Raw genomic sequence first — 20,703 nt, 5'->3', positions numbered from 1 at the left:
TCCTTTGGATTTTTCAATTAGTCGGCGGCGCGCGACAGCGCGAGGCGGAAGCCGAAGCCGACGAGTGCCGCTCCGGTGATGCGGTTGAACCATTTGCCGCTGGCGATGAAGCGGTCACGGATTGTCTTGACCGTGAAGAAGTAGGAGACGCCGGCAAACCAGGCGACCAGCGCCGCCGCCATGCCGATACCATAGGAGAACTGGATCAGCGCCGGCGTGTCGTGATGGACGAGCGTCGAAAACAAGGACAGGAAGAACAGCACCGGCTTCGGGTTCAGCGCATTGGTGATGAAACCCATGCCGAGGCATGTCAGCATCGAGGCCGACCTGCGGTCTTCGCTCGTGACTTCGATCTCCTGCACATTGAAGCCCGGCTCGCGGAAAGACTTGATGCCGAGATAGACGAGATAGGCGACACCCGCCCATTTGATCATCGCAAACAGCATCAGCGACTTAGAGACGATCAGGCCGAGGCCAAGGATCGTATAGCTGACATGAAAGAGCAGCGAGAAACCCATGCCGAGCCCGGTCATAATAGCGGCGCGACGCCCATGCACGACGCTCTGGCGCAGGATGACAGCGAAATCGGCGCCCGGCACGACGATGAAGATCGAGAAGACAGCCATCAGGCCAAGAAATTCGAAGATGTAGCTCATGCTGATTTCGCCCTGTCCTTCTAACGGCCGCCGCTCACATTGAGGATCGATCCGGTGACATAGGACGCCGACGGTGAAAGCAGATAGAGGATTGCATCCGCCACCTCCTCCGGCATGCCGGCCCGCTGCATCGGCACCGATGGCGCCATTTCGCGCGCCCGGTCCGGCAGGCCACCCGATGCATGGAGATCGGTTTCGATGATGCCTGGCCTGACGGCATTGACGCGAATTCCTTCTCCGGCGACCTCGCGCGCAAGCCCGATGGTGAAGGTGTCGATCGCCGCTTTCGATGCCGCATAATCGACATACTGCGTCGCCGAGCCGAGGATCGCCGCCATCGACGAGACGTTGACGATCGCCCCGCCCTGACCACCATGGCGATGCGACATGCGGCGCACGGCCTCGGCGGCGCAGAGTATCGAGCCGGTCACATTGACGCGCAGCATGCGCTCGATCCGCTCGACCGACATCTCGTCGACCCGCTGCGGATAGTCGACGATGCCGGCATTGTTGACCAGTCCGTCGAGCCGGCCGAAATACTGGTGGACCGCCGTAAACATCGCGGCGATATCCGCGGCCTTGCCGACATCGCCCTGGATGGCCAGTGCCTCGCCACCGCTGTCGGTGATTTCCGCAACGACGGCATCCGCCGCTTGCCGGCTCGCGGCGTAATTCACCGCGACGCGCCAACCCCGGCGCGCAGCAAGCCGGCAGACCGCCGCGCCGATGCCGCGGCTTCCGCCGGTCACGAGAACAACAGGGGTATCGCTCATATCGCACACTCCTTGAATGTCAGCACGTCCCACGGCGCCACCGAAGCCTTGCCCTTACCCCAGGCGCTGGATTCGCGAATGGCGGGACCAAGGCCGGGAAGCACAAGCTTTTCGGCAGCCGCAGCACCTTCCGGCTGCAGATTGTCCATCTCGCCCTTGGCATCCATGCCGTAGACAGCGCCCTGCCAGACCGTGCAGGCATCGAGATCGGCGCCGGTCGCGTCGCCCTCGGGACAATTGAACATCAGGATGCCAATGGCACGCACCGGATCTTCCGATGGCATGACATAGCCTTCCATCACCACAGGCGTCTCCAGCGCGCTGACCTTGAACTGATTGCTGGCGGCGGCCGACGCAGAATTGAGCGGTGAAAAGCGCAATTCATAGGCGCCGTCGCGATCGACATAGACGGCCTGTTCCTGCTTGCAGGCGGCGCCGAGCGCGTTCACAGGAACGGCGACAAACGCGGCGGCCGCGATTGCAGCCACGCTTTTCCATCCCGCCGTGATCCCGACCCCACTCATTGCAGCTTCGGTTCCCTTCGCCCGTCGGCGTTCTCGATCACACCGAAATCGGTCAGCAGCACCAGCACGTGACCGTCCCTGTCGAGTCCCCAGAAAACCGGATAGAACCCGTCGCCCCAGCCGCTCCAGAACACCGCGACATTGCCCTTTTTGCCGGCGACCGGCCGGTGCAGCGCGTAGATGCTCTTGTTGGCGTCGAGATCCGCAGCCAGCACGTCGTCGTAATAATTGATGTCGGCGCCGGGCTTTTGCGCCTGCACCTGCGCTTGCCGTTCGTCGATCAGAGCAAGCGTCTGCGCATCCATGTAGCAGCCGACGCCGGCGTCGACGGGGTAGCCGAAGATCTCGTCGTCCTTCAGCGTTGCCGGATCTTGTCCGGGCAGGACGGCAAGCTCCCAACGATCCGGCCTGCCTTCGGCAAACCGCATGCTGGCGGCGGCGATGCGCCCAAACGCCTGGTAGAGCGTCACCGGGTATTCGCCCGGCGCAACGGTCCTGGCGAGCGCCGGCCGGTCGGGCTGGGCGAGCGGATCGGCGGCGACGATGCGCCCCGAGGTCAGCTCGACATTGCCCATATGGATCACGTTGATCGACCGTCCGGAGAGTTCGCCGTCACCGAGCGTCACCAGCTCGAAATTGCTGCTTGCCTTGCTGACGTCCCAACCAGCCGACGCGGAAACCGGGACATGCGCGGCGGCAGCGCAAAGAACAAGGCGCGCCGCTCGCATGATCCGGTTCCGCATCGAAAAGCTCCCTTAGAGATCGAGAACCAGGCGCTCCGGATCTTCCAGGCTTTCCTTGACGCGCACGAGGAAGGTGACCGCTTCCTTGCCGTCGACGATGCGGTGATCGTAGGACAGCGCCAGATACATCATCGGACGGATGACCACCTGGCCGCCGATTGCAACCGGCCGCTCCTGAATCTTGTGCATGCCGAGAATGCCAGACTGCGGTGCGTTGAGGATCGGCGAAGACATCAGCGAGCCGTAAACGCCGCCATTGGTGATGGTGAAGGTGCCGCCCTGCATGTCGGCCATGGAGAGCGAGCCGTCACGGGCTGCCTTGGCAAGACGGCCGAGGTCCTTCTCGATTTCGGCGATCGACATCTGGTCGGCATCGCGGATGACGGGAACGACGAGGCCCTTGTCGGTGCCGACGGCCATGCCGACATGGCAGTAGTTCTTGTAGATGACGTCGGTGCCGTCGATCTCGGCATTAACAGCCGGCAGTTCCTTCAGCGCATGCGTTACCGCCTTGGTGAAGAAGCCCATGAAGCCGAGCTTGACGCCGTGCTTCTTCTCGAAAATGTCCTTGTACTTGTTGCGCAGATCCATGACCGCCTTCATGTCCACCTCATTATAGGTGGTGAGCATGGCGGCGGTGTTCTGCGCGTCCTTGAGACGCTTGGCGATCGTCTGGCGCAGGCGCGTCATCTTCACGCGCTCTTCGCGCGAGGCATCCTCGACCGTCGACGGGCCGCGCGCAGCAGCGGGCGCTGCCGCCGGGGCAGCGGCCGGTGCGGAAATGCCCTTGGCGACGGCGGCGATGACATCGCCCTTCAGCACCTGGCCGCGCTTGCCGCTGCCGTCGATCTGATCGGCAGAAAGGTTGCTTTCGGCCAGCATCTTCGCGGCCGCCGGGGCCGGCGGCATGGTGGAGACGGAAGCGCTCGACGACGATGCTGCCGCAGCGGCAACCGGCGCCGGCTGAGCGGGAGCCGCCGGCGCTGGCTGGGCAGGAGCGGCGGCCGGTGCGGCAGCAGCGGGCGCGGCGGCGGCGACGGCACCTTCGGCGATCTGGCCGAGCAGGGCGCCGAGGCCGACGGTCTCGCCGGCGGCGACGACGATTTCCGAAAGCGTGCCGGAGGTCGGTGCCGGAACTTCGATGGTCACCTTGTCGGTTTCAAGCTCGAGAATCGGCTCGTCGGCCTTGATGGCGTCGCCGACCTTCTTGAACCAGGTGCCGACGGTTGCCTCGCTGACGGATTCACCGAGAGTTGGAACGCGGATTTCTGTGGCCATTGTTCAGATCCTGATTTCGTGTGTGTTCGTTTTAAGCGTTTCAGACGGCGGGCGGCCGCAAGATGATCGAGGGCATGGGCAGGATATCGAAACGGAAACCGAAACCGGAGGCGATGATCGGATCGCCGTCGGCAAGAGCCTGGGCCGCCGCCTGATCCTCGACTTCGACGACCGCCATGCCGAAGGCGCCTGCACCCTCGAACACCGGACCAACGACGACCGCCGATCCCGCAAGGGCGTGCCGATGCCAGTATTCGACATGGCTTTTCATCGCCGCCATTTCCTCCCCGGTCCCGTCATGCGGAAAAGTGGGGCGCGGCGGCAGCAGTCTCAAAAAGAAATAAGCCATTACGCCCCCCTTGATTTAACCGCCCAATGCATCCTCGAGGAATGCGGCGAGCTGTGACAGATGCTTCGACATCAGGCCCGTCGCCGGCGAGGCGGCAGCCGGACGGCCGGTGTAACGGACGCGCTGGTATTTCGCATCGATATGGGCAAGCACCCATTCGAGGAATGGATCGATGAACGACCATGCGCCCATGTTTTTCGGCTCTTCCTGGCACCAGACCATTTCGGCGTTTCGGAAGCGCGACAGCTCGTTGATGAGCGCCTTTGCCGGGAACGGATAAAGCTGTTCGACGCGCAGCAGGTAAATGTCGTCGATACCGCGCTTTTCACGCTCTTCGAGAAGATCGTAATAGACCTTGCCGGAGCACATGACGACGCGGCGGATCTTGTTGTCCTTCTGCAGCTTGATCGGGCCGTCTTTGATCACCTCGGCATCGTCCCAGAGCAGGCGATGGAAGGCGGATTCACCGGCCATTTCGGCCAGCGTCGAGACCGCCCGCTTGTGGCGCAGCAGCGATTTCGGCGTCATCAGGATCAGCGGCTTGCGGAAGTCACGCTTCAGCTGCCGGCGCAGGATGTGGAAGTAGTTCGCCGGCGTCGTGACATTGGCGACCTGCATATTGTCTTCCGCGCAGAGCTGCAGGAAGCGCTCGAGGCGAGCCGAGGAATGCTCCGGACCCTGTCCTTCATAACCGTGCGGCAACAGGCAGACGAGGCCCGACATGCGCAGCCACTTGCGTTCGCCCGAGGAGATGAACTGGTCGAAGACCACCTGCGCGCCGTTGGCGAAATCGCCGAACTGCGCTTCCCAGAGCGTCAACGCATTCGGGCGGGCGAGCGAATAGCCGTATTCGAAGCCGAGCACGGCCTCTTCCGAAAGCATCGAGTTGATGACTTCGTAGCGTGCCTGCGTCGGCGAAAGATTGGCGAGCGGAATGTAACGCTCTTCGGTCTCCTGATCGTAGAGAACCGAGTGGCGCTGCGAGAAGGTGCCGCGCTCGCAATCCTGGCCGGACAGGCGGATCTTGTGGCCTTCCAGGCAGAGCGCCCCGAAGGAGAGCGCTTCTGCCATCGCCCAATCGATGCCCTCGCCGGTGGCGATCATGTTGGCCCGGTTTTCCATGAAGCGCTGAATCGTGCGGTGCGCATTGAAGCCTGCCGGGATCTCCGAGAGCTTGCGGCCGATCTCCTTCAGCGTCTTCATCGGCACGGCGGTCTTACCGCGGCGCTGCTCGTCGGCATTGTCGGCGGTGCGCAGGCCCGACCACTCGCCGTCCAGCCAGTCGGCCTTGTTCGGCTTGTAGCTCTGACCGGCCTCGAACTCCTGCTCGAGATGTGCGCGCCAGTCGGCCTTCATCTTTTCGACTTCGCCATCCGTGAGCAGGCCTTCGCGAACGAGACGATCTGCATAAAGCTGCAGCACCGTCTTGTGGCCGCGGATGACCTTGTACATCTTCGGCTGGGTGAAGGACGGCTCATCGCCCTCGTTATGACCGTAGCGGCGATAGCAGAACATGTCGACCACAACCGGCTTGTGGAACTTCATGCGGAATTCGGTCGCAATCTTGGCGGCGTAGACCACGGCTTCCGGATCGTCGCCGTTGACGTGCAGGATCGGCGCCTCGATCATCTTGGCGACATCAGACGGATAGGGCGACGAGCGCGAAAAGGCCGGGTTCGTGGTGAAGCCGATCTGGTTGTTGATGATGACGTGCATGGTGCCGGCGACACGGTGGCCGCGCAGACCGGAGAGGCCGAGAATTTCGGCAATGACGCCCTGGCCGGCGAAGGCCGCGTCGCCGTGGATCAGCAACGGCAGCACCTTGGCGCGTTCAGACAGCGGAATGATGTCGCCGTCCCATACCGTAGCGCTCATGTCCTGCTTGGCGCGAACCTTGCCCATGACGACAGGATCGACGATTTCGAGATGCGACGGATTTGCCGTCAGTGAGACGTGCACCTTGTTGCCGTCGAATTCGCGGTCGGAGGAAGCGCCCAGATGATACTTCACGTCGCCGGAACCTTCGACTTCGTCAGGCGCATAGGAACCGCCCTTGAACTCGTGGAAGATGGCGCGGTGCGGCTTGCCCATCACCTGGGAGAGCACGTTCAGACGGCCGCGATGGGCCATGCCGAATACCGCTTCCTTAAGGCCGAGATGGCCGCCGCGCTTCAGGATCTGTTCCAGTGCGGGGATCAGCGATTCACCGCCGTCGAGACCGAAACGCTTGGTGCCCTTGAACTTGACGTCGAGGAACTGCTCGTAGCCCTCGGCTTCGATGAGCTTGGCAAGGATCGCCTTCTTGCCTTCCGCCGAGAAGGCGACGCCCTTGTCTGGCCCTTCGATCCGCTCCTGGATCCAGGCCTTCTCCTCCGGATTGGAGATATGCATGAATTCGACGCCGAGCGTCGAGCAGTAGGTGCGCTCGAGGATCTCGATCATCTCGCGGATGGTCGCGTATTCCAGGCCGAGCACGTTGTCGATGAAGATCTTGCGATCATAATCGGCTGATGTGAAGCCGTAATTTTCCGGCGACAGCTCATGATAGTCGTCGACGGTAGCGGCGATGCCGAGTGGATCGAGCTTGGCGTGCAGATGGCCGCGCATGCGATAGGCGCGGATCATCATGATGGCGCGCACCGAATCGCGCGTCGCCTGCAGCACGTCGGTGGTGTCGGCCGGCTTGCCGGCGGCTTCGGCCTTTGCCTTCACCTTGGTTTCGATCGCCTTCTCGACGATGCCCCAATTGCCGTCGAGCGCCGACACCAAATCGCCGCCGGCGGCCAGCGGCCAGTGCTTCTTGCGCCAGGAGGCTCCCTTGGCCGCCTTCTTCACATCAGCAGGATCCTCTTCCAGCGCCTTGAAGAAGGCGCGCCATTGATCGTCGACCGATGCCGGATCCTCTTCGTAGCGCGCATAGAGCTGCTCGATATAGGCCGCGTTGGCGCCATCCAGAAACGAGGTGATCTGAAACTGCTCGTTGGCTTCTTGCCGTGCCATGGTGATATGCGGACGCTTCCGTCCGCCTCCTGACTTTGATGAATTTGCCGGCTTCGTCACCGGCTGCCGCATTCCGATTGCCGCCTGTCCGCGGCGCATCTGCTGGTCTCGTGCTGTCACACCGGGCGGAAACGCAGATGCCGTTCTTCCGCCCGGTCTATATGGCTGGCTTAGCCCTTGAGGACTTCAACCAAGGTCTTGCCGAGACGAGCCGGCGACGGCGAGACGCGAATGCCTGCCGATTCCATCGCTGCGATCTTCGATTCCGCATCGCCCTTGCCGCCGGATACCACGGCGCCGGCATGGCCCATGGTGCGCCCCTTCGGCGCCGTGCGGCCGGCAATGAAGCCGGCCATCGGCTTCTTGCGGCCCTTCTTGGCTTCGTCCTTGAGGAACTGCGCAGCGTCTTCTTCTGCCGAACCGCCGATTTCGCCGATCATGATGATCGACTGCGTGGCTTCGTCGGCCAGGAACATTTCCAAGACGTCGATGAACTCGGTGCCCTTGACCGGGTCGCCGCCGATGCCGACGGCGGTCGTCTGGCCGAGGCCTTCGTTGGAGGTCTGGAACACCGCTTCATAGGTCAGCGTGCCCGAACGGGAGACGATGCCCACCGAACCCTTGCGGAAGATCGAACCCGGCATGATGCCGATCTTGCATTCTTCGGGCGTCAGGATGCCAGGGCAGTTGGGGCCGAGCAGGCGCGACTTGGAGCGGTCGAGGCGCGCCTTGACGCGGACCATGTCCATGACGGGAATGCCCTCGGTGATGCAGGTGATGAACGGGATTTCGGCGTCGATCGCCTCGATGATGGCGTCGGCCGCACCGGCCGGCGGAACATAGATGACGGTCGCGTCGGCACCGGTCTTTTCCTTGCCTTCGGCAACGGTCGCGAAAATCGGCAGGCTTTCGCCCTTTGCGCCGGTCCAGGTTTCGCCGCCCTTCTTCGGGTGAATACCGCCGACCATCTGCGTGCCGTAATAGGCAAGCGCCTGTTCGGTGTGGAAGGTTCCGGTCTTGCCGGTCAGACCCTGAACCAGGATCTTGGTGTCTTTATTGACGAGAATAGACATTCTTTCCGATCCTTCAAATTAGCCGTTGATCGCCGCGACGATCTTCTTGGCCGCATCGTCCAAGTCGTCAGCCGCCGTGATCGCGAGACCCGACTCGTTCAGGATCTTCTTGCCGAGCTCGACATTGGTGCCTTCAAGGCGCACGACGAGCGGAACCTTGAGGCCGACTTCCTTGACCGCGGCAATGACGCCCTCGGCGATGACGTCGCACTTCATGATGCCGCCGAAGATGTTGACGAGAATGCCCTCGACCTTGGGATCGGCAGTGATGATCTTGAAGGCCGCAGCGACCTTCTCCTTGCCGGCGCCGCCGCCGACGTCGCAGAAGTTGGCCGGCTCCTTGCCGTAGAGCTTGATGATGTCCATCGTCGCCATGGCAAGGCCTGCGCCGTTGACCATGCAGCCGATATTGCCGTCGAGCGCGACGTAAGCGAGGTCCCACTTGGAGGCCTCGATTTCCTTGGCGTCCTCTTCGGTCTCGTCGCGCAGCGTCCTGACGTCGTCGTGGCGGAAGAGCGCGTTACCGTCGAACGACATCTTGGCGTCGAGAACCCGCAGATGGCCATCCTTCATGACGATCAGCGGATTGACCTCGAGCAGCGCCATGTCCTTCTCGTTGAAGGCCTTGTAGAGCGCCGGGAAGAGCGACTTGGCGTCTTCTGCAGCGGCACCCTCGAGCGCCAGCGCCTTGGAGATCGCTGCGACGTCGGCAGCCGTCACGCCGGCTTCCGGATCGATGGCGATCGTCTGGATCTTTTCGGGCGTGTCATGGGCGACAGCTTCGATGTCCATGCCGCCTTCGGTGGAAACGACGAAGGCGACGCGGCCGACCGAGCGGTCGACCAGCAGCGAGCAATAGAGCTCGCGAGCGATGTCGGCGCCGTCCTCGATATAGAGGCGGTTGACCTGCTTGCCGGCTTCGCCGGTCTGAGCCGTCACCAGCGTATTGCCGAGCATTTCCTTGGCGTGGGCGACCACTTCGTCGATCGACTTGGCGAGACGCACGCCGCCTTTGGCTTCCGGCGACAGTTCCTTGAACTTGCCCTTGCCGCGGCCGCCGGCATGGATCTGGCTCTTGACCACATAGAGCGGGCCGGGAAGCGACTTGGCGGCAGCCTCGACCTCTTCGACCTTGAGGACAGCCACACCCTCGGCAACCGGTGCGCCATAGCCCTTCAGCAGAGCCTTGGCCTGATATTCATGAATGTTCATGGGTTTATCCCTGTTTCGATGACGTCGGCGCCGATTACTTGAGGGCGGGCGCGATGTTGATGCAGGCTTCGCAAAGACCGGCGACGGCGCCGACGGACTTGTCGAAGGCTTCCTTCTCGGTCTTGTTGAGGTCAATCTCGATGACGCGCTCGACGCCGCCGGCGCCGATGACGGTGGGAACGCCGACATACATGTCCTTGACGCCGTACTGGCCGGTGAGATGGGCAGCGCAGGGCAGAACGCGCTTCTTGTCCTTGAGGTAGGATTCGGCCATCTCGATCGCCGAGGCGGCCGGAGCGTAATAGGCCGAGCCGGTCTTCAGCAGGCCGACGATTTCGGCACCGCCGTCACGAGTGCGCTGGATGATCTCTTCCAGGCGCTCCTTGGTGACCCAGCCCATGGTGACGAGATCGGTGAGCGGAATGCCGCCGACGGTCGAATAGCGGGCGAGCGGCACCATCGTGTCGCCGTGGCCGCCGAGAACGAAGGCCGTCACGTCCTGGACGGAAACGTTGAATTCCTTGGCGAGGAAGAGGCGGAAACGCGAGGAGTCGAGAACGCCGGCCATGCCGACGACCTTGTTGGCGGGAAGGCCGGAAAACTTCTGCAGCGCCCAGACCATGGCGTCGAGCGGGTTGGTGATGCAGATGACGAAGGCATTCGGCGCATATTTCTTGATGCCGGCGCCGACCTGCTCCATGACCTTGAGGTTGATGCCGAGAAGATCGTCGCGGCTCATGCCCGGCTTGCGCGGAACGCCAGCGGTGACGATGCAGACGTCAGCGCCTTCGATGGCGGAATAGTCGCTGGCGCCGGTCAGATTGGCGTCGAAGCCTTCGACCGGAGAGGACTGTGCGATATCGAGGCCCTTGCCCTGGGGAATGCCATCGGCGATGTCGAAGAGGACGATATCGCCCAGTTCCTTCAAGCCGGCGAGATGCGCCAGCGTGCCACCAATCATGCCAGAACCAATGAGTGCGATCTTGTTACGCGCCATTTCGCTGTTTCCTTTGCGATCAAATTCGTCGAACGACGCTTAGGCACCGCTCAATGACGCAATCGCATAGACCCAAAGCCTAAAAATGGCAATGCATTAATTTTGATGCAGCATTTTCAATCGTTTAGATATCAAAATTCTTACGTAAACGTAAGAGTTCCCGTCACCAAATTGTTACTCGGCGGCGCGTTTTTCGTGGTGCAGTGCAAGATATTCAGCACTGCGCATTTCGAAGAGGCGCGAGGCCGTGCGATCGAATTCAAAGCCCTCGGTGCCCCGGCGGTTGACGAGCAGGTCCTCCGGCAACGCCGCCGCGGATATGTAAAGCCGCACGGCATGATCGTAGAGCGTATCGACCAGAATGATGAAACGCTTGATCTGGTTCCGTTTGTCCGGCCCGAGCAAGGGAACGTGATCGAGGAAGACCATATCGAAGCGCTCGGCGATGGCCAGGAAATCGGCGGCCCCGAGCGGCTTGTCGCAAAGATCGGCGAAGGAGAACCGGGCCATGCGGTCGGCGGCGAGCGGCACATGGATCGAGCGTCCTTTCATCGGGATATCGAGCGGCTGCGCCTTGCGCCCATGCAGCGCCTGCGTCCAGGACGCCTCCATCGCCATGTCGTTATGTTCGTTGATCGGCACGAGATAGACCGGCTGGCTGCTCAGCTTCTCCATCCGGTAATCGGTCGGCGAATCCAGCGTGACGACATCGACATGCTCCCTGAGCAGGGCGACGAAAGGCAGGAACAGGCCGCGGTTGAGACCATCCTTGTAGAGATTGTCGGGCTCGACATTCGAAGTCGCGACCAGCACGCAGCCTCGCGCAAACAGTTCGGAGAACAGCCTCGACAAGATCATCGCGTCGGCAATGTCGGTGACCGTGAACTCGTCGAAGCAGAGCAGTTCCGCTTCCTCGTAAAGGGCCGCGGCGACCGGCGGCATTGGGTCGGCCTGCTTCGTCTCGCCGTTCTTGAGCTTCAGCCGATGCGCCGCGATGCGGTTGTGCACATCCGCCATGAACTCATGGAAATGCGCCCGCCGCTTCTTTCGGCACGGCGCCATCGAGAAGAACATATCCATAAGCATGGTCTTGCCGCGTCCGACGCTGCCGTGGATATAAAGCCCCTTGATGCCGCCTACGGCTTTCTTCTTCGAGGCGAACAGCCAGCCGAGCGCGCTCGATTTCGCCGCCGGTCGCTGCTGCTTCAGCCCGGCGAGCACCCGATCCAGGCTTTTGGCCACATCCATCTGGGCGGAATCGACCTGCAACGCACCGGAAAGCGTCAGCGATTTAAGCTGTTCGCAGACGCTGAGCGCATAGTCTGGCATTGGCTGCATAAGGGCATGTCCGCCTGTCAGTCATCGGCGGGGCGCCGCCGGATCGTTTACCGCGCCGGTCGATTACCGGCTGAGGCTGATCGGCTGACCGGTATTCGTCTGGCCTTGGAAGCGGTTATCGGCCGTCTTATAGACGCTGCCGATCTGGTTGCCCGAACGGTCCTTGAGCAGCACCTGCTTGCCCGCGACCTCCCAGGAGCCCATGGCCGTCAGCTCGCCGACGCAGCCGCGCGTGCCGCCGCGCGACCCGCTACCGAGATTGGTCAGCGTCAGGAACATGTCGCAACTGCCGTTGACGCGCCAGTTTCCGACCATCGATTCCTTCGTAACGTCGAGCGCATTCGCGGCGACCGCGCCCGGCTGGGCACCCGGCATCGGCGATGTCGAGGCCGGCGCGGCCGGGAACTGCGAGCTGCCGGCCGGCGGCGGAAGCTGTCCGCCCTGCACGGAGGGAACCGGCTGCGCCGTCAGCGGCGCCGGCGCGGCGCTGGGAGAGTTGGAGCTGTAATCATATGCCGTACGCTGACAACCGGCTAGCGCGAGAGCCATCACCAGACCTGTCATCGCATATCGCAACTGCATCATCATACTCCTGAAATTCGGCTGTCGCCGCAGAGAAACGGACGTGAGACAAGATCCGATTATCGTAATTCGCTTTGGTTAATCAAGTCGGGCGGCATAAATTGCCCGTGACAACACCTAATCGAAAAACGATACAGTTCAACTGTCCCGCTGCAAAACTTCCTGCCCACAGAATTTGTCAGCAAGGTGTTGCGCGTGTTGATCTCTGTCCGGATTGCTGTCGAACGCTCGTAATATCTCGGAACAACGCTCGAATGAGCTCCCGCGATCTAGACGGCTTCTGGATCGAAGCCGTCTATTCCGCTATCGGCATGCAGGCGATCAGACCCGGCGCTCGACCATCATCTTCTTGATTTCGGCGATTGCCTTGGCCGGATTGAGCCCCTTGGGGCAGGTCTGCGCGCAATTCATGATCGTGTGGCAGCGATAAAGGCGGAAGGGATCCTCGAGATCGTCGAGGCGTTCGCCCGTCGCCTCGTCTCTGGAATCGATCAGCCAGCGATAGGCCTGCAGCAGCACGGCCGGGCCGAGATAACGGTCGCCGTTCCACCAGTAACTCGGACAGGAGGTCGAGCAGCAGGCGCAAAGAATGCATTCGTAAAGACCGTCGAGCTTCTGCCGGTCCTCATGGCTCTGCTTCCATTCCTTGGCCGGCGTCGGCGACACCGTCTTCAGCCAGGGCTCGATCGAGCGATGCTGGGCATAGAAGTTGCTGAGATCGGGCACAAGATCCTTGACAACAGGCATATGCGGCAGCGGATAGACCTTCACCGCGCCCTTGATATCGTCGAGACCCTTGGTGCAGGCAAGCGTGTTCGTGCCGTCGATATTCATCGCGCACGAGCCGCAGATGCCTTCGCGACAGGACCGGCGCAGCGTCAGGGTCGGATCGATCTTGTTCTTGATGTAGAGCAGGCCGTCGAGCACCATCGGACCGCAATCGTCGACATCGATGTAGAAGGTGTCGATCGACGGGTTTTGGCCATCATCCGGGCTCCAGCGGTAGACGCGGAACTCGCGGGTGTTCGTCGCACCCGCCGGCTTCGGCCAGACCTTGCCTTCGCGCATCTGAGAATTCTTGGGGAGAGCGAGTTCAACCATACCAGGTTCCTCTTGAAATCAGTAGACGCGGGCCTTCGGCTCAATCTTGTACGGATCGATGCCTTCCGCGATGAGCGCGGTGTGTACAGGGCGATAGTCGAGTTTCACGTCGCCCGCCTCGTTGACCCAGGCAAGTGTGTGCTTGCGCCAGTTGACGTCGTCGCGGCCGGCGAATGCGCCCTCGGTATAATCCTCGCGGGCATGCGAACCGCGGCTCTCCTTGCGGGCCTCGGCGCCGTAGATCGTTGTGATGGCGTTGGCCATCAGGTTCTGCAGCTCCAGAGTTTCCACCAGATCTGAGTTCCAGACCATCGACCGGTCGGTGACCTTGATGTCGCGCATTTCCTGCCAGATCGCCGAGATGCGCCGGCAGCCGGATTCCAGCGATTCCTGGGTGCGGAACACCGCGGCGTCTTCCTGCATGGCGCGCTGCATCTTCTCGCGCAGGTCAGCCGTCGGCGTGCCGCCGCCGGCGTAGCGCAGACGGTCGAAGCGGTCCATGATCTTGTCGCAGGCCGAAACGTTCAGATGCGGGATCGGCGCTGCGCGGTCGATCACCTCGCCGGCGCGGATCGCAGCAGCCCGGCCGAAGACCACGAGGTCGATCAGCGAGTTGGAGCCGAGGCGGTTGGCGCCGTGCACCGAAGCGCAGCCTGCCTCGCCCACCGCCATCAGGCCGGGAATGATCCGCTCCGGATTGGCGCTGTCGGCGTTCAGCACTTCGCCCCAATAGTTGGTGGGAATGCCGCCCATATTGTAATGGACGGTCGGCAGGACCGGGATCGGCTCGCGTGTGACGTCGACGCCGGCGAAGATCTTGGCGCTCTCGGAAATGCCCGGCAGGCGCTCATGCAGAACGGCCGGATCGAGATGGTCGAGATGCAGGAAGATGTGATCCTTGTTCTTGCCGACGCCGCGGCCTTCGCGGATCTCCAGCGTCATGCAGCGTGAAACCACGTCGCGCGAGGCAAGGTCCTTGGCCGAAGGCGCATAACGCTCCATGAAGCGTTCACCCTCGGAGTTGACGAGGTAGCCGCCTTCGCCGCGCGCGCCCTCGGTGATCAGACAGCCCGAACCATAGATGCCGGTCGGATGGAACTGCACGAATTCCATGTCCTGCAGCGGCAGGCCGGCGCGCGCCACCATGCCGCCGCCGTCGCCGGTGCAGGTATGGGCAGAGGTCGCCGAGAAATAGGCGCGGCCGTAGCCGCCTGTCGCCAGCACCACCATCTTGGCGGCGAAGCGATGGATCGTGCCGTCATCAAGGCACCAGGCGACGACGCCGGTGCAGCGGCTGCCGTCTTCTGACATGATCAGGTCGAGCGCAAAATACTCTATGAAGAATTCGGCATTGTTGCGCAGCGACTGGCCGTAGAGCGTGTGCAGGATGGCGTGGCCGGTGCGATCGGCGACGGCGCAGGTGCGCTGCACCGGCGGGCCTTCGCCATAATTCTGCATGTGGCCGCCGAACGGCCGCTGATAGATCTTGCCTTCCTCGTTGCGCGAGAACGGCACGCCGTAATGCTCGAGCTCATAGACCGCCTTCGGCGCTTCCATGGTGAGATACTGCATGGCGTCGACGTCGCCGAGCCAGTCGGAACCCTTGACCGTGTCGTAAAGGTGCCATTGCCAGCTGTCCGGCGTCATGTTGCGCAGCGAGGCGGCGATACCGCCCTGGGCCGCGACCGTGTGCGAACGAGTCGGGAAAACCTTGGTGATGCAGGCGGTGCGGAAACCCTGCTCGGCCATGCCGAGTGTCGCGCGCAAGCCGGCGCCGCCGGCGCCAACGACGATCACGTCATAGGAGTGATCGACATATTGGTAGGCCTTGCCATTCTGGGCGGGTGAAGTCGGTGCCATAGCGAGCTTATCCTACGAATGCGATTTTCAGAATGGCGAAGAGACAGAGGCCGGCGATCACGATCGCGAAGAACGTGTTCAGCATCAGCAGCGCGATCTTGCCGAATTCGCCATGCACGTAATCCTCGATGATGACCTGCATGCCGAGCTTCATATGGATGACGCCCGAGATCACCATCAGGCCCATGACGACGGCGACGAACGGGTTCGACAGGGCGCGAACCACATCCGCATAGGGCGCGCCGGCATAGGCGATCATGAAGATGACGAAGAAGAGGATCAACGGAATGTTGGAGACGGCGGTCAGCCGCTGACGCCAGAAATGGCTCGTGCCTTCCTTGGCGGAGCCAAGCCCGCGAACCTTGCCGAGGGGGGTGCGCATATCCATGAGAGGACCTTCAGAAGCGAATGAGGAGGCCGATCACCCAGACCAGTACGGTCAGACAGAGCGACCCGATGACGTTGGCGATGGCGAGCTTGGTCGAGACTTCCTTCTCGAAACCATAGCCGAGGTCCCACATGAGGTGGCGGAAACCGCCGAGCATGTGGTGCAGCAATGCCCAGGTGTAGCCAAGCAGCACGAGCTTGCCGAGAAGGCTGCCGAGCACCCAGTTGGCCCAATCATACGACGCTTGGCCGCTTGCCGCCGCGATCAGCCACCAGGCGACGAGCAGCGTGCCGACATAGAGCGCACCGCCGGTAATGCGGTGAACGATCGACATGACCATGGTGGGAATAGGTTTATAAATTTGCAGATGCGGCGATAGGGGCCGGTTATTTGTCACGTTCGCCATCAGAACCTCGCGGCGGCTTCTCTGCGCTCCCGGATTTCGGAGCATGCTCAGTCAACCACACGAATGACAAAATTCTCTGTGTGCGTTGCATCAATTGCGACGTTTACTCACCGGAAAGCCCGACGACAAGCACAATCGCTGTCTGCTTTTAATTTAATCGATTCGGGTTACCCCTAAGTTTGCGGGTGAGAGCAGTTTCAGAAAAACTGCGACGCGGTTTTCCGCCCGGAATTGCGTAAGAACAAAAGGTTAGAGCCTATCTGCACTTCGGCGAAAGCTGAACCGCGCTCAGCAACCTGGTCTTTTCGGCTCAATATTTATGCCGCTCTCCCCATGCGCATGGACAAGCAACGGCTTTTGGCGCAATCTGGCATTAACGATTTGTTAATGATCGGGAATTCCGGAGGCCGGCATCCATGTTTCGCAGTCCGTCTGCAGTCGCCCTGCTTGCACTCGCCGCGCTTGTCGCCTTGCCTGTTGCCGCCGGCGAGCGCCGTCTCGATCATCGCTTCGCCGATCATCGCTTCCTTGGCCACCGCCACGCCTTGCACAACGGATTGTTTCTCGGCCAACGCCTCGGCTGGCGTGATCGCGGCATCCGTTTCGATAGCGCCTATATTCGCCGACACGGCAGGGAGCGGATGCCGTTCCTGAAGCAGTTTTCGTCCGCGGCGACGAATCGCGTCGCCCGCAGCAGCCTAATCATCATCGCGCCGCAGCCGCCGGGTGGCGACGGCGGCGACACCTATGCCGGCGCCTATGCCTATCAGATCGATGGCGGGACTTATGTCGGCGGCAATGGCTACGGGTATTATCCCTCAGCCCGGCCGGTGCCGCTGGCGCCGAAAGCGAAGGTCATCGACGTCGCCATCCAGGACGATCCCTGCAGCTACGAGGCCAATGTCTGCGTGATCCGGCCTTAAGATATTGACCCGAAGCGCCAGACCGTCGCCTTCTTGATTTCGCTGTCCTCCAGCGCGCGCGTCACCGGCACCTGATAGGTCGCACAGAATTCCAGCTGTTCCCGTGGCAGATAGCTTCTCCCGGGATCGCCGACCAGAACCAATATGCCTTCCGCCGTCAGCCTCGTCAGCCAGGGAACGAGCGCATCGGCGAAGGCACGGTCGTAAAAGACGTCGCCGGCAAGCACGATATCGGCGTCGATATCCTGTCCGATAAGATTGGCGCCGGTAAATCCGAGAGAGACGCCGTTGGCCTCGGCGTTCAGCCGGATCGCCGTCTCCGCCCAGGGATCGATATCGGCGGCCGTCACCTCACGCGCACCGGCCATGACAGCTGCAATGCCGACGAGGCCGGAGCCGCTGGCAAAATCCAGCACGCGCTTGCCGCGCACCATCTCCGGGTGATCGAGGAGGTAGCGCGCCAGTCCCTGCCCGCCCGCCCAGGCAAAAGCCCAGAAGGGCGGCGGCAGGCCGATCGCTTCCAGCTCCTCCTCCGTCTTCAGCCAGAGCTCATGCGCCTCGCTGGCGAGATGAAGCGAAATCTCCGGCACATGCGGCGGCGCCATCAGGCTGGTATTGACGCGGATGAAGGCTTCCGGATCGGTTTTCAAAGGTCGTCAGCGCGGCGGATTGTCGAGCCCGCCCATGCGGCAGACTTCGGCCCATTCGTCATCGGTCACCGGCTGCACCGAAAGGCGCATCGAGGTGACGAGTGACATCTTGGCAAGTTTCTCGCTCGCCTTGACGTCCTTCAGCGTCACCGGCTTCGGCATGTCCATGACCGCGCGGATATCGACGCAGTCCCACTTCGGATCGCCCTTGGCGGTGGAATCGGGATGCGACAAAGCGCAGACCTCGACGATGCCGACGATCTCCAACCCGTCATTGGAGTGATAGAAGAAACCCTTGTCGCCGAGCTGCATCGCCCGCATGTTGTTGCGCGCCAGATAGTTGCGAACGCCGGTCCATTCCGTACCCTTTTCACCGGCAGCCTTCTGCTGCTCCCAGGACCAGGAGGCGGGTTCGGATTTATAGAGCCAGTGCGCCATGCTTACGCCTCCGGCTTGTTGAAGACCCAGTTGAAGGCTTGGACCTCGACGCTTTCGAACAGGCCGGCCTTGGCGTAAGGATCGGCATCGGCAAGCGCAAGTGCAGCGTCCTTCGTTTCCGCTTCGACGACGATCAGGCTGCCGCAGGCTTTGCCCTCGTCATCGAGAAATGGGCCGGCAATCTTCAACGTGCCCGCAGCGTTCAGCCCGTTCAGATACTCGAGATGCGTCGGCCGCGTCTCCATGCGGACGTTCAAATGTCCCGGCTTGTCCTTGCAGAGAAGGGCGAAAAGCATGTCTATTCTCCTATTCGGTGGTGATTGGACGCGTCATCAACTGCTCGATGGCGTCAGATATGTCGAGCTTGCCGTCGATGATGGCGGAAACGGCATCGGTGATCGGCATGCTGATCGAAAGTTCCGCCGCAAGGCGCGCGGCGACGGAGGCGGCAAGTGCGCCTTCCACCAGCGCCCCTTGCAAGGGATCGACCTTTTCGCCGCGTCCGAGCGCGATGCCGAAGCGCAGATTTCGCGATTGATGGCTCGTTCCCGTCAGCACCAGATCGCCGAGACCGGAAAGCCCGCGCACCGTGTCCGCCTTCCCGCCCTTGGCAACGACGAAGCGTGACATTTCCGCAAGTCCGCGCGCAATCAGCGCCGCACGCGCCGAATCGCCGATACCGCCGCCCTCGACGATGCCGCAGGCGATCGCCAAAACGTTCTTCAGAGCGCCGCCGAGCTGCACGCCGATCCGATCGTCGGAGGCATAGAGCCGAAAGGTCCGGCCGGAGATCGCCTGCGCCAGCCGCTCCGCGGTCTCCATGTCACCGGCCGCGATCGCCATCGCCGTCGGTAGGCCTTTGGCGATATCGGCGGCGAAGCCGGGGCCGGAAAGCACCGCGACCGCATGGTCGGGCAGTTCGCGTTCCAGCATGTCGGTCAGGAGATTGCCGGTTGCCCGCTCGATGCCCTTGGCGCAGCTGACAACGACGGCATCGTCAGAGAGGTAGGGACCATATTGCCGCGCGGCGTCGGCCTGGGCTTGCGAGGGCATGGCAAAGAGCACGATGGAGGCGCCGGCGATCGCATCCGCCTCGGCCGAAAACTCCAGCGACTCGGGCAGCGGGATGCCGGGCAACACCGCATCATGCAGCCGTTCGGCCTTCAGATCGGCGATCAGCGACGGATCGCGCCCGACGAGCGTCACCGCGCTCCGCCCGGTAAGAGCGATAACGGCGGCGAGCGCCGTGCCGAAAGCCCCTGATCCGACAACGGCGATCTTTTCGCTCATGCCTTGGCCCCTCTCTTTCCGAAACCGATGAGTGTCTCCGCCTTGGAGTCGAGCGGCCAGCGCGAGCGCGGCTGCACGTCGAGCGGATCGGGCGCAATACCTATGGCCATCCGCTCCAGGCCTGCCCAGGCGATCATCACGGCATTGTCGGTGCAGAGACTGAGCGGCGGCGCGATGAAGCGGAAGCCGTTCTTGTCGCACAGCGCCTGTAGCGTGCCGCGCAGTTCGAGATTGGCGGCGACGCCGCCGGCGACGACGAGCGCCGGCTTCTCGCCGATGACGGGAAATTCCGTCTTGAACCGCTGCAGACCGCGGCCGATGCGGTCCTTCAGCGTGCGTGAAATCGCCCGCTGGAACGAAGCGCAGATATCCGACACGTCCTGATCGCTGAGCGGCGCGATCTCCTGCGCCGTCTGCCGCACCGCCGTCTTCAGGCCGGAGAAGGAGAAATCGAGCCGCGTCTCGCCGACCAGTGGCCGCGGAAAATCGAAGCGACCGGCGTTGCCGTCCCGCGCCATGCGTTCCACCGCCGGGCCGCCGGGATAGGGCAGGCCGAGCAGTTTTGCCGTCTTGTCGAAGGCTTCCCCGAGCGCATCGTCGATCGTCGTGCCCCAGCGCTGATATTGTCCGACGCCGCGCACCAGGATGAGCTGTGTATGGCCGCCGGAGACGAGCAGCACCAGATAGGGAAAGGAAAGCCCGTCGGTCAGCCGCGCCGTCAGCGCATGGCCCTCGAGATGGTTGACCGCATAGAGCGGCTTGCCGGCGGCCTTGGCGATCGCCTTGCCGGTCATCAATCCCACCAGCAGCCCGCCGATTAGCCCGGGGCCTGACGTGGCGGCGATGGCGTCGACATCGGCCAGCGACACTTTGGCGCGCTTCAGCGCCTCCTCGATCAGCTCGTCCAGCGCCTCGACATGGGCGCGCGCGGCGATCTCCGGCACCACACCGCCATAGGCGCTGTGCTCGTCGAGCTGGGAAAGCACGACGTCCGACAGCACATTGGCATGCCCCTCCGCATGGCGCTCGACAACCGCGGCGGCGGTCTCGTCGCAGCTTGTTTCGATGCCGAGGATGCGCAGAAAGGGAACCATGAGGCCTGTTCGTTGATTGCGATGGAAC

22 protein-coding genes are annotated in these 20,703 nt (G+C 62.4%); 1 reads left to right on the top strand and 21 read right to left on the bottom strand.

Annotated features, from left to right (window positions below; genetic code table 11):
* Nucleotides 1-17 precede the first annotated feature (17 nt).
* The 16 genes from C4N04_RS23265 to sdhC all read right to left on the bottom strand — a co-directional run bounded on the left by C4N04_RS23265 (nt 18) and on the right by sdhC (nt 16,280).
* Nucleotides 18-656, bottom strand: a complete 639-nt coding sequence (locus C4N04_RS23265; protein WP_106797133.1) for a LysE family transporter — start codon at nt 654-656, stop codon at nt 18-20.
* Nucleotides 657-676: 20 nt separating this feature from the next.
* A complete protein-coding gene (locus C4N04_RS23260; protein WP_096771633.1) occupies nt 677-1,429 on the bottom strand; it encodes an SDR family oxidoreductase in 753 nt (250 codons plus the stop codon).
* On the bottom strand, nt 1,426-1,953 hold the full coding sequence (locus C4N04_RS23255; protein ID WP_039622623.1) for a hypothetical protein: 528 nt from the start codon (nt 1,951-1,953) through the stop codon (nt 1,426-1,428). Before C4N04_RS23255 ends, C4N04_RS23260 begins: the two co-directional genes overlap by 4 nt.
* Nucleotides 1,950-2,696, bottom strand: coding sequence for a DUF4241 domain-containing protein (locus tag C4N04_RS23250; RefSeq protein ID WP_106797132.1), 747 nt, complete (start codon nt 2,694-2,696; stop codon nt 1,950-1,952). The genes C4N04_RS23255 and C4N04_RS23250 overlap by 4 nt, the downstream gene beginning before the upstream one ends.
* A gap of 12 nt (nt 2,697-2,708) precedes the next feature.
* The gene (odhB, locus tag C4N04_RS23245; RefSeq protein ID WP_039622626.1) at nt 2,709-3,974 is read right to left on the bottom strand and encodes a 2-oxoglutarate dehydrogenase complex dihydrolipoyllysine-residue succinyltransferase; all 1,266 of its coding nucleotides are present in this window, start codon (nt 3,972-3,974) and stop codon (nt 2,709-2,711) included.
* 40 nt (nt 3,975-4,014) lie between these two features.
* On the bottom strand, nt 4,015-4,323 hold the full coding sequence (locus tag C4N04_RS23240; protein WP_077992128.1) for a YciI family protein: 309 nt from the start codon (nt 4,321-4,323) through the stop codon (nt 4,015-4,017).
* Nucleotides 4,324-4,338: 15 nt separating this feature from the next.
* Nucleotides 4,339-7,323, bottom strand: a complete 2,985-nt coding sequence (locus C4N04_RS23235) for a 2-oxoglutarate dehydrogenase E1 component (protein WP_039623559.1) — start codon at nt 7,321-7,323, stop codon at nt 4,339-4,341.
* Between the two features lie 170 nt (nt 7,324-7,493).
* Nucleotides 7,494-8,396: a succinate--CoA ligase subunit alpha gene (gene sucD, locus C4N04_RS23230; RefSeq protein ID WP_038691746.1), complete on the bottom strand. Its 903-nt coding sequence runs from the start codon at nt 8,394-8,396 to the stop codon at nt 7,494-7,496.
* A gap of 18 nt (nt 8,397-8,414) precedes the next feature.
* Nucleotides 8,415-9,608 carry an ADP-forming succinate--CoA ligase subunit beta gene (sucC, locus tag C4N04_RS23225; RefSeq protein WP_038691748.1) on the bottom strand — a complete coding sequence of 398 codons (1,194 nt, stop codon included), beginning with the start codon at nt 9,606-9,608 and terminating at the stop codon, nt 8,415-8,417.
* 34 nt (nt 9,609-9,642) lie between these two features.
* On the bottom strand, nt 9,643-10,605 hold the full coding sequence (gene mdh / locus C4N04_RS23220) for a malate dehydrogenase (protein ID WP_010034465.1): 963 nt from the start codon (nt 10,603-10,605) through the stop codon (nt 9,643-9,645).
* A 174-nt stretch (nt 10,606-10,779) separates the two neighbouring features.
* Nucleotides 10,780-11,943 carry a cell division protein ZapE gene (zapE, locus tag C4N04_RS23215; RefSeq protein ID WP_106797131.1) on the bottom strand — a complete coding sequence of 388 codons (1,164 nt, stop codon included), beginning with the start codon at nt 11,941-11,943 and terminating at the stop codon, nt 10,780-10,782.
* A 63-nt stretch (nt 11,944-12,006) separates the two neighbouring features.
* Nucleotides 12,007-12,525, bottom strand: coding sequence for a protease inhibitor Inh/omp19 family protein (locus C4N04_RS23210; RefSeq protein WP_077992135.1), 519 nt, complete (start codon nt 12,523-12,525; stop codon nt 12,007-12,009).
* 321 nt (nt 12,526-12,846) lie between these two features.
* Entirely contained in the window at nt 12,847-13,626 is a 780-nt protein-coding gene (locus C4N04_RS23205; RefSeq protein ID WP_038691756.1) for a succinate dehydrogenase iron-sulfur subunit, read from the bottom strand.
* Nucleotides 13,627-13,644: 18 nt separating this feature from the next.
* Nucleotides 13,645-15,486 carry a succinate dehydrogenase flavoprotein subunit gene (gene sdhA / locus C4N04_RS23200; RefSeq protein ID WP_106797130.1) on the bottom strand — a complete coding sequence of 614 codons (1,842 nt, stop codon included), beginning with the start codon at nt 15,484-15,486 and terminating at the stop codon, nt 13,645-13,647.
* Between the two features lie 7 nt (nt 15,487-15,493).
* The gene (gene sdhD / locus C4N04_RS23195) at nt 15,494-15,874 is read right to left on the bottom strand and encodes a succinate dehydrogenase, hydrophobic membrane anchor protein (protein WP_010020712.1); all 381 of its coding nucleotides are present in this window, start codon (nt 15,872-15,874) and stop codon (nt 15,494-15,496) included.
* A gap of 10 nt (nt 15,875-15,884) precedes the next feature.
* The gene (gene sdhC, locus C4N04_RS23190) at nt 15,885-16,280 is read right to left on the bottom strand and encodes a succinate dehydrogenase, cytochrome b556 subunit (protein WP_038691763.1); all 396 of its coding nucleotides are present in this window, start codon (nt 16,278-16,280) and stop codon (nt 15,885-15,887) included.
* Nucleotides 16,281-16,696: 416 nt separating this feature from the next.
* Between sdhC and C4N04_RS23185 the strand changes: the two genes are divergently transcribed.
* Entirely contained in the window at nt 16,697-17,203 is a 507-nt protein-coding gene (locus C4N04_RS23185) for a hypothetical protein (protein ID WP_106797129.1), read from the top strand.
* Here the strand turns inward: C4N04_RS23185 and C4N04_RS23180 are convergent.
* Genes C4N04_RS23180 through tsaD form a run of 5 tightly spaced genes read right to left on the bottom strand, consistent with a single transcriptional unit; the run spans nt 17,200 to nt 20,675 of the window.
* Nucleotides 17,200-17,853: a methyltransferase gene (locus C4N04_RS23180; protein ID WP_106797128.1), complete on the bottom strand. Its 654-nt coding sequence runs from the start codon at nt 17,851-17,853 to the stop codon at nt 17,200-17,202. The two genes, C4N04_RS23185 and C4N04_RS23180, sit on opposite strands and share 4 nt — an antisense overlap.
* Nucleotides 17,854-17,859: 6 nt before the next feature.
* A complete protein-coding gene (locus tag C4N04_RS23175; RefSeq protein ID WP_038691769.1) occupies nt 17,860-18,291 on the bottom strand; it encodes an EVE domain-containing protein in 432 nt (143 codons plus the stop codon).
* Nucleotides 18,292-18,293: 2 nt separating this feature from the next.
* Entirely contained in the window at nt 18,294-18,587 is a 294-nt protein-coding gene (locus C4N04_RS23170) for a YciI-like protein (protein WP_106797127.1), read from the bottom strand.
* A 10-nt stretch (nt 18,588-18,597) separates the two neighbouring features.
* Entirely contained in the window at nt 18,598-19,581 is a 984-nt protein-coding gene (locus tag C4N04_RS23165) for an NAD(P)H-dependent glycerol-3-phosphate dehydrogenase (protein ID WP_096762030.1), read from the bottom strand.
* A complete protein-coding gene (gene tsaD, locus C4N04_RS23160; RefSeq protein WP_096762031.1) occupies nt 19,578-20,675 on the bottom strand; it encodes a tRNA (adenosine(37)-N6)-threonylcarbamoyltransferase complex transferase subunit TsaD in 1,098 nt (365 codons plus the stop codon). The genes C4N04_RS23165 and tsaD overlap by 4 nt, the downstream gene beginning before the upstream one ends.
* Between the last annotated feature and the right edge of the window lie 28 nt (nt 20,676-20,703).

The sequence above is a fragment of the Rhizobium sp. H4 genome (genome assembly GCF_003013335.1).
In the GTDB taxonomy this organism is placed as follows: Bacteria; Pseudomonadota; Alphaproteobacteria; order Rhizobiales; family Rhizobiaceae; genus Rhizobium; species Rhizobium sophoriradicis.
This window is presented reverse-complemented; position numbering and strand designations above follow the sequence as displayed.

Coding starts and splice junctions, on each gene's coding strand:
- C4N04_RS23185 (WP_106797129.1), top strand. CDS start 16,697: ATGTTTCGCAGTCCGTCTGCAGTCGCCCTGCTTGCACTCGCCGCGCTT.
- sdhD (WP_010020712.1), bottom strand. CDS start 15,874: ATGGATATGCGCACCCCCCTCGGCAAGGTTCGCGGGCTTGGCTCCGCC.
- sdhA (WP_106797130.1), bottom strand. CDS start 15,486: ATGGCACCGACTTCACCCGCCCAGAATGGCAAGGCCTACCAATATGTC.
- odhB (WP_039622626.1), bottom strand. CDS start 3,974: ATGGCCACAGAAATCCGCGTTCCAACTCTCGGTGAATCCGTCAGCGAG.
- C4N04_RS23170 (WP_106797127.1), bottom strand. CDS start 18,587: ATGCTTTTCGCCCTTCTCTGCAAGGACAAGCCGGGACATTTGAACGTC.
- C4N04_RS23205 (WP_038691756.1), bottom strand. CDS start 13,626: ATGGTTGAACTCGCTCTCCCCAAGAATTCTCAGATGCGCGAAGGCAAG.
- sucD (WP_038691746.1), bottom strand. CDS start 8,396: ATGTCTATTCTCGTCAATAAAGACACCAAGATCCTGGTTCAGGGTCTG.
- C4N04_RS23240 (WP_077992128.1), bottom strand. CDS start 4,323: ATGGCTTATTTCTTTTTGAGACTGCTGCCGCCGCGCCCCACTTTTCCG.
- tsaD (WP_096762031.1), bottom strand. CDS start 20,675: ATGGTTCCCTTTCTGCGCATCCTCGGCATCGAAACAAGCTGCGACGAG.
- mdh (WP_010034465.1), bottom strand. CDS start 10,605: ATGGCGCGTAACAAGATCGCACTCATTGGTTCTGGCATGATTGGTGGC.
- C4N04_RS23235 (WP_039623559.1), bottom strand. CDS start 7,323: ATGGCACGGCAAGAAGCCAACGAGCAGTTTCAGATCACCTCGTTTCTG.
- C4N04_RS23250 (WP_106797132.1), bottom strand. CDS start 2,696: ATGCGGAACCGGATCATGCGAGCGGCGCGCCTTGTTCTTTGCGCTGCC.
- sucC (WP_038691748.1), bottom strand. CDS start 9,608: ATGAACATTCATGAATATCAGGCCAAGGCTCTGCTGAAGGGCTATGGC.
- sdhC (WP_038691763.1), bottom strand. CDS start 16,280: ATGGCGAACGTGACAAATAACCGGCCCCTATCGCCGCATCTGCAAATT.
- C4N04_RS23175 (WP_038691769.1), bottom strand. CDS start 18,291: ATGGCGCACTGGCTCTATAAATCCGAACCCGCCTCCTGGTCCTGGGAG.
- C4N04_RS23210 (WP_077992135.1), bottom strand. CDS start 12,525: ATGCAGTTGCGATATGCGATGACAGGTCTGGTGATGGCTCTCGCGCTA.
- C4N04_RS23165 (WP_096762030.1), bottom strand. CDS start 19,581: ATGAGCGAAAAGATCGCCGTTGTCGGATCAGGGGCTTTCGGCACGGCG.
- C4N04_RS23265 (WP_106797133.1), bottom strand. CDS start 656: ATGAGCTACATCTTCGAATTTCTTGGCCTGATGGCTGTCTTCTCGATC.
- zapE (WP_106797131.1), bottom strand. CDS start 11,943: ATGCAGCCAATGCCAGACTATGCGCTCAGCGTCTGCGAACAGCTTAAA.
- C4N04_RS23260 (WP_096771633.1), bottom strand. CDS start 1,429: ATGAGCGATACCCCTGTTGTTCTCGTGACCGGCGGAAGCCGCGGCATC.
- C4N04_RS23255 (WP_039622623.1), bottom strand. CDS start 1,953: ATGAGTGGGGTCGGGATCACGGCGGGATGGAAAAGCGTGGCTGCAATC.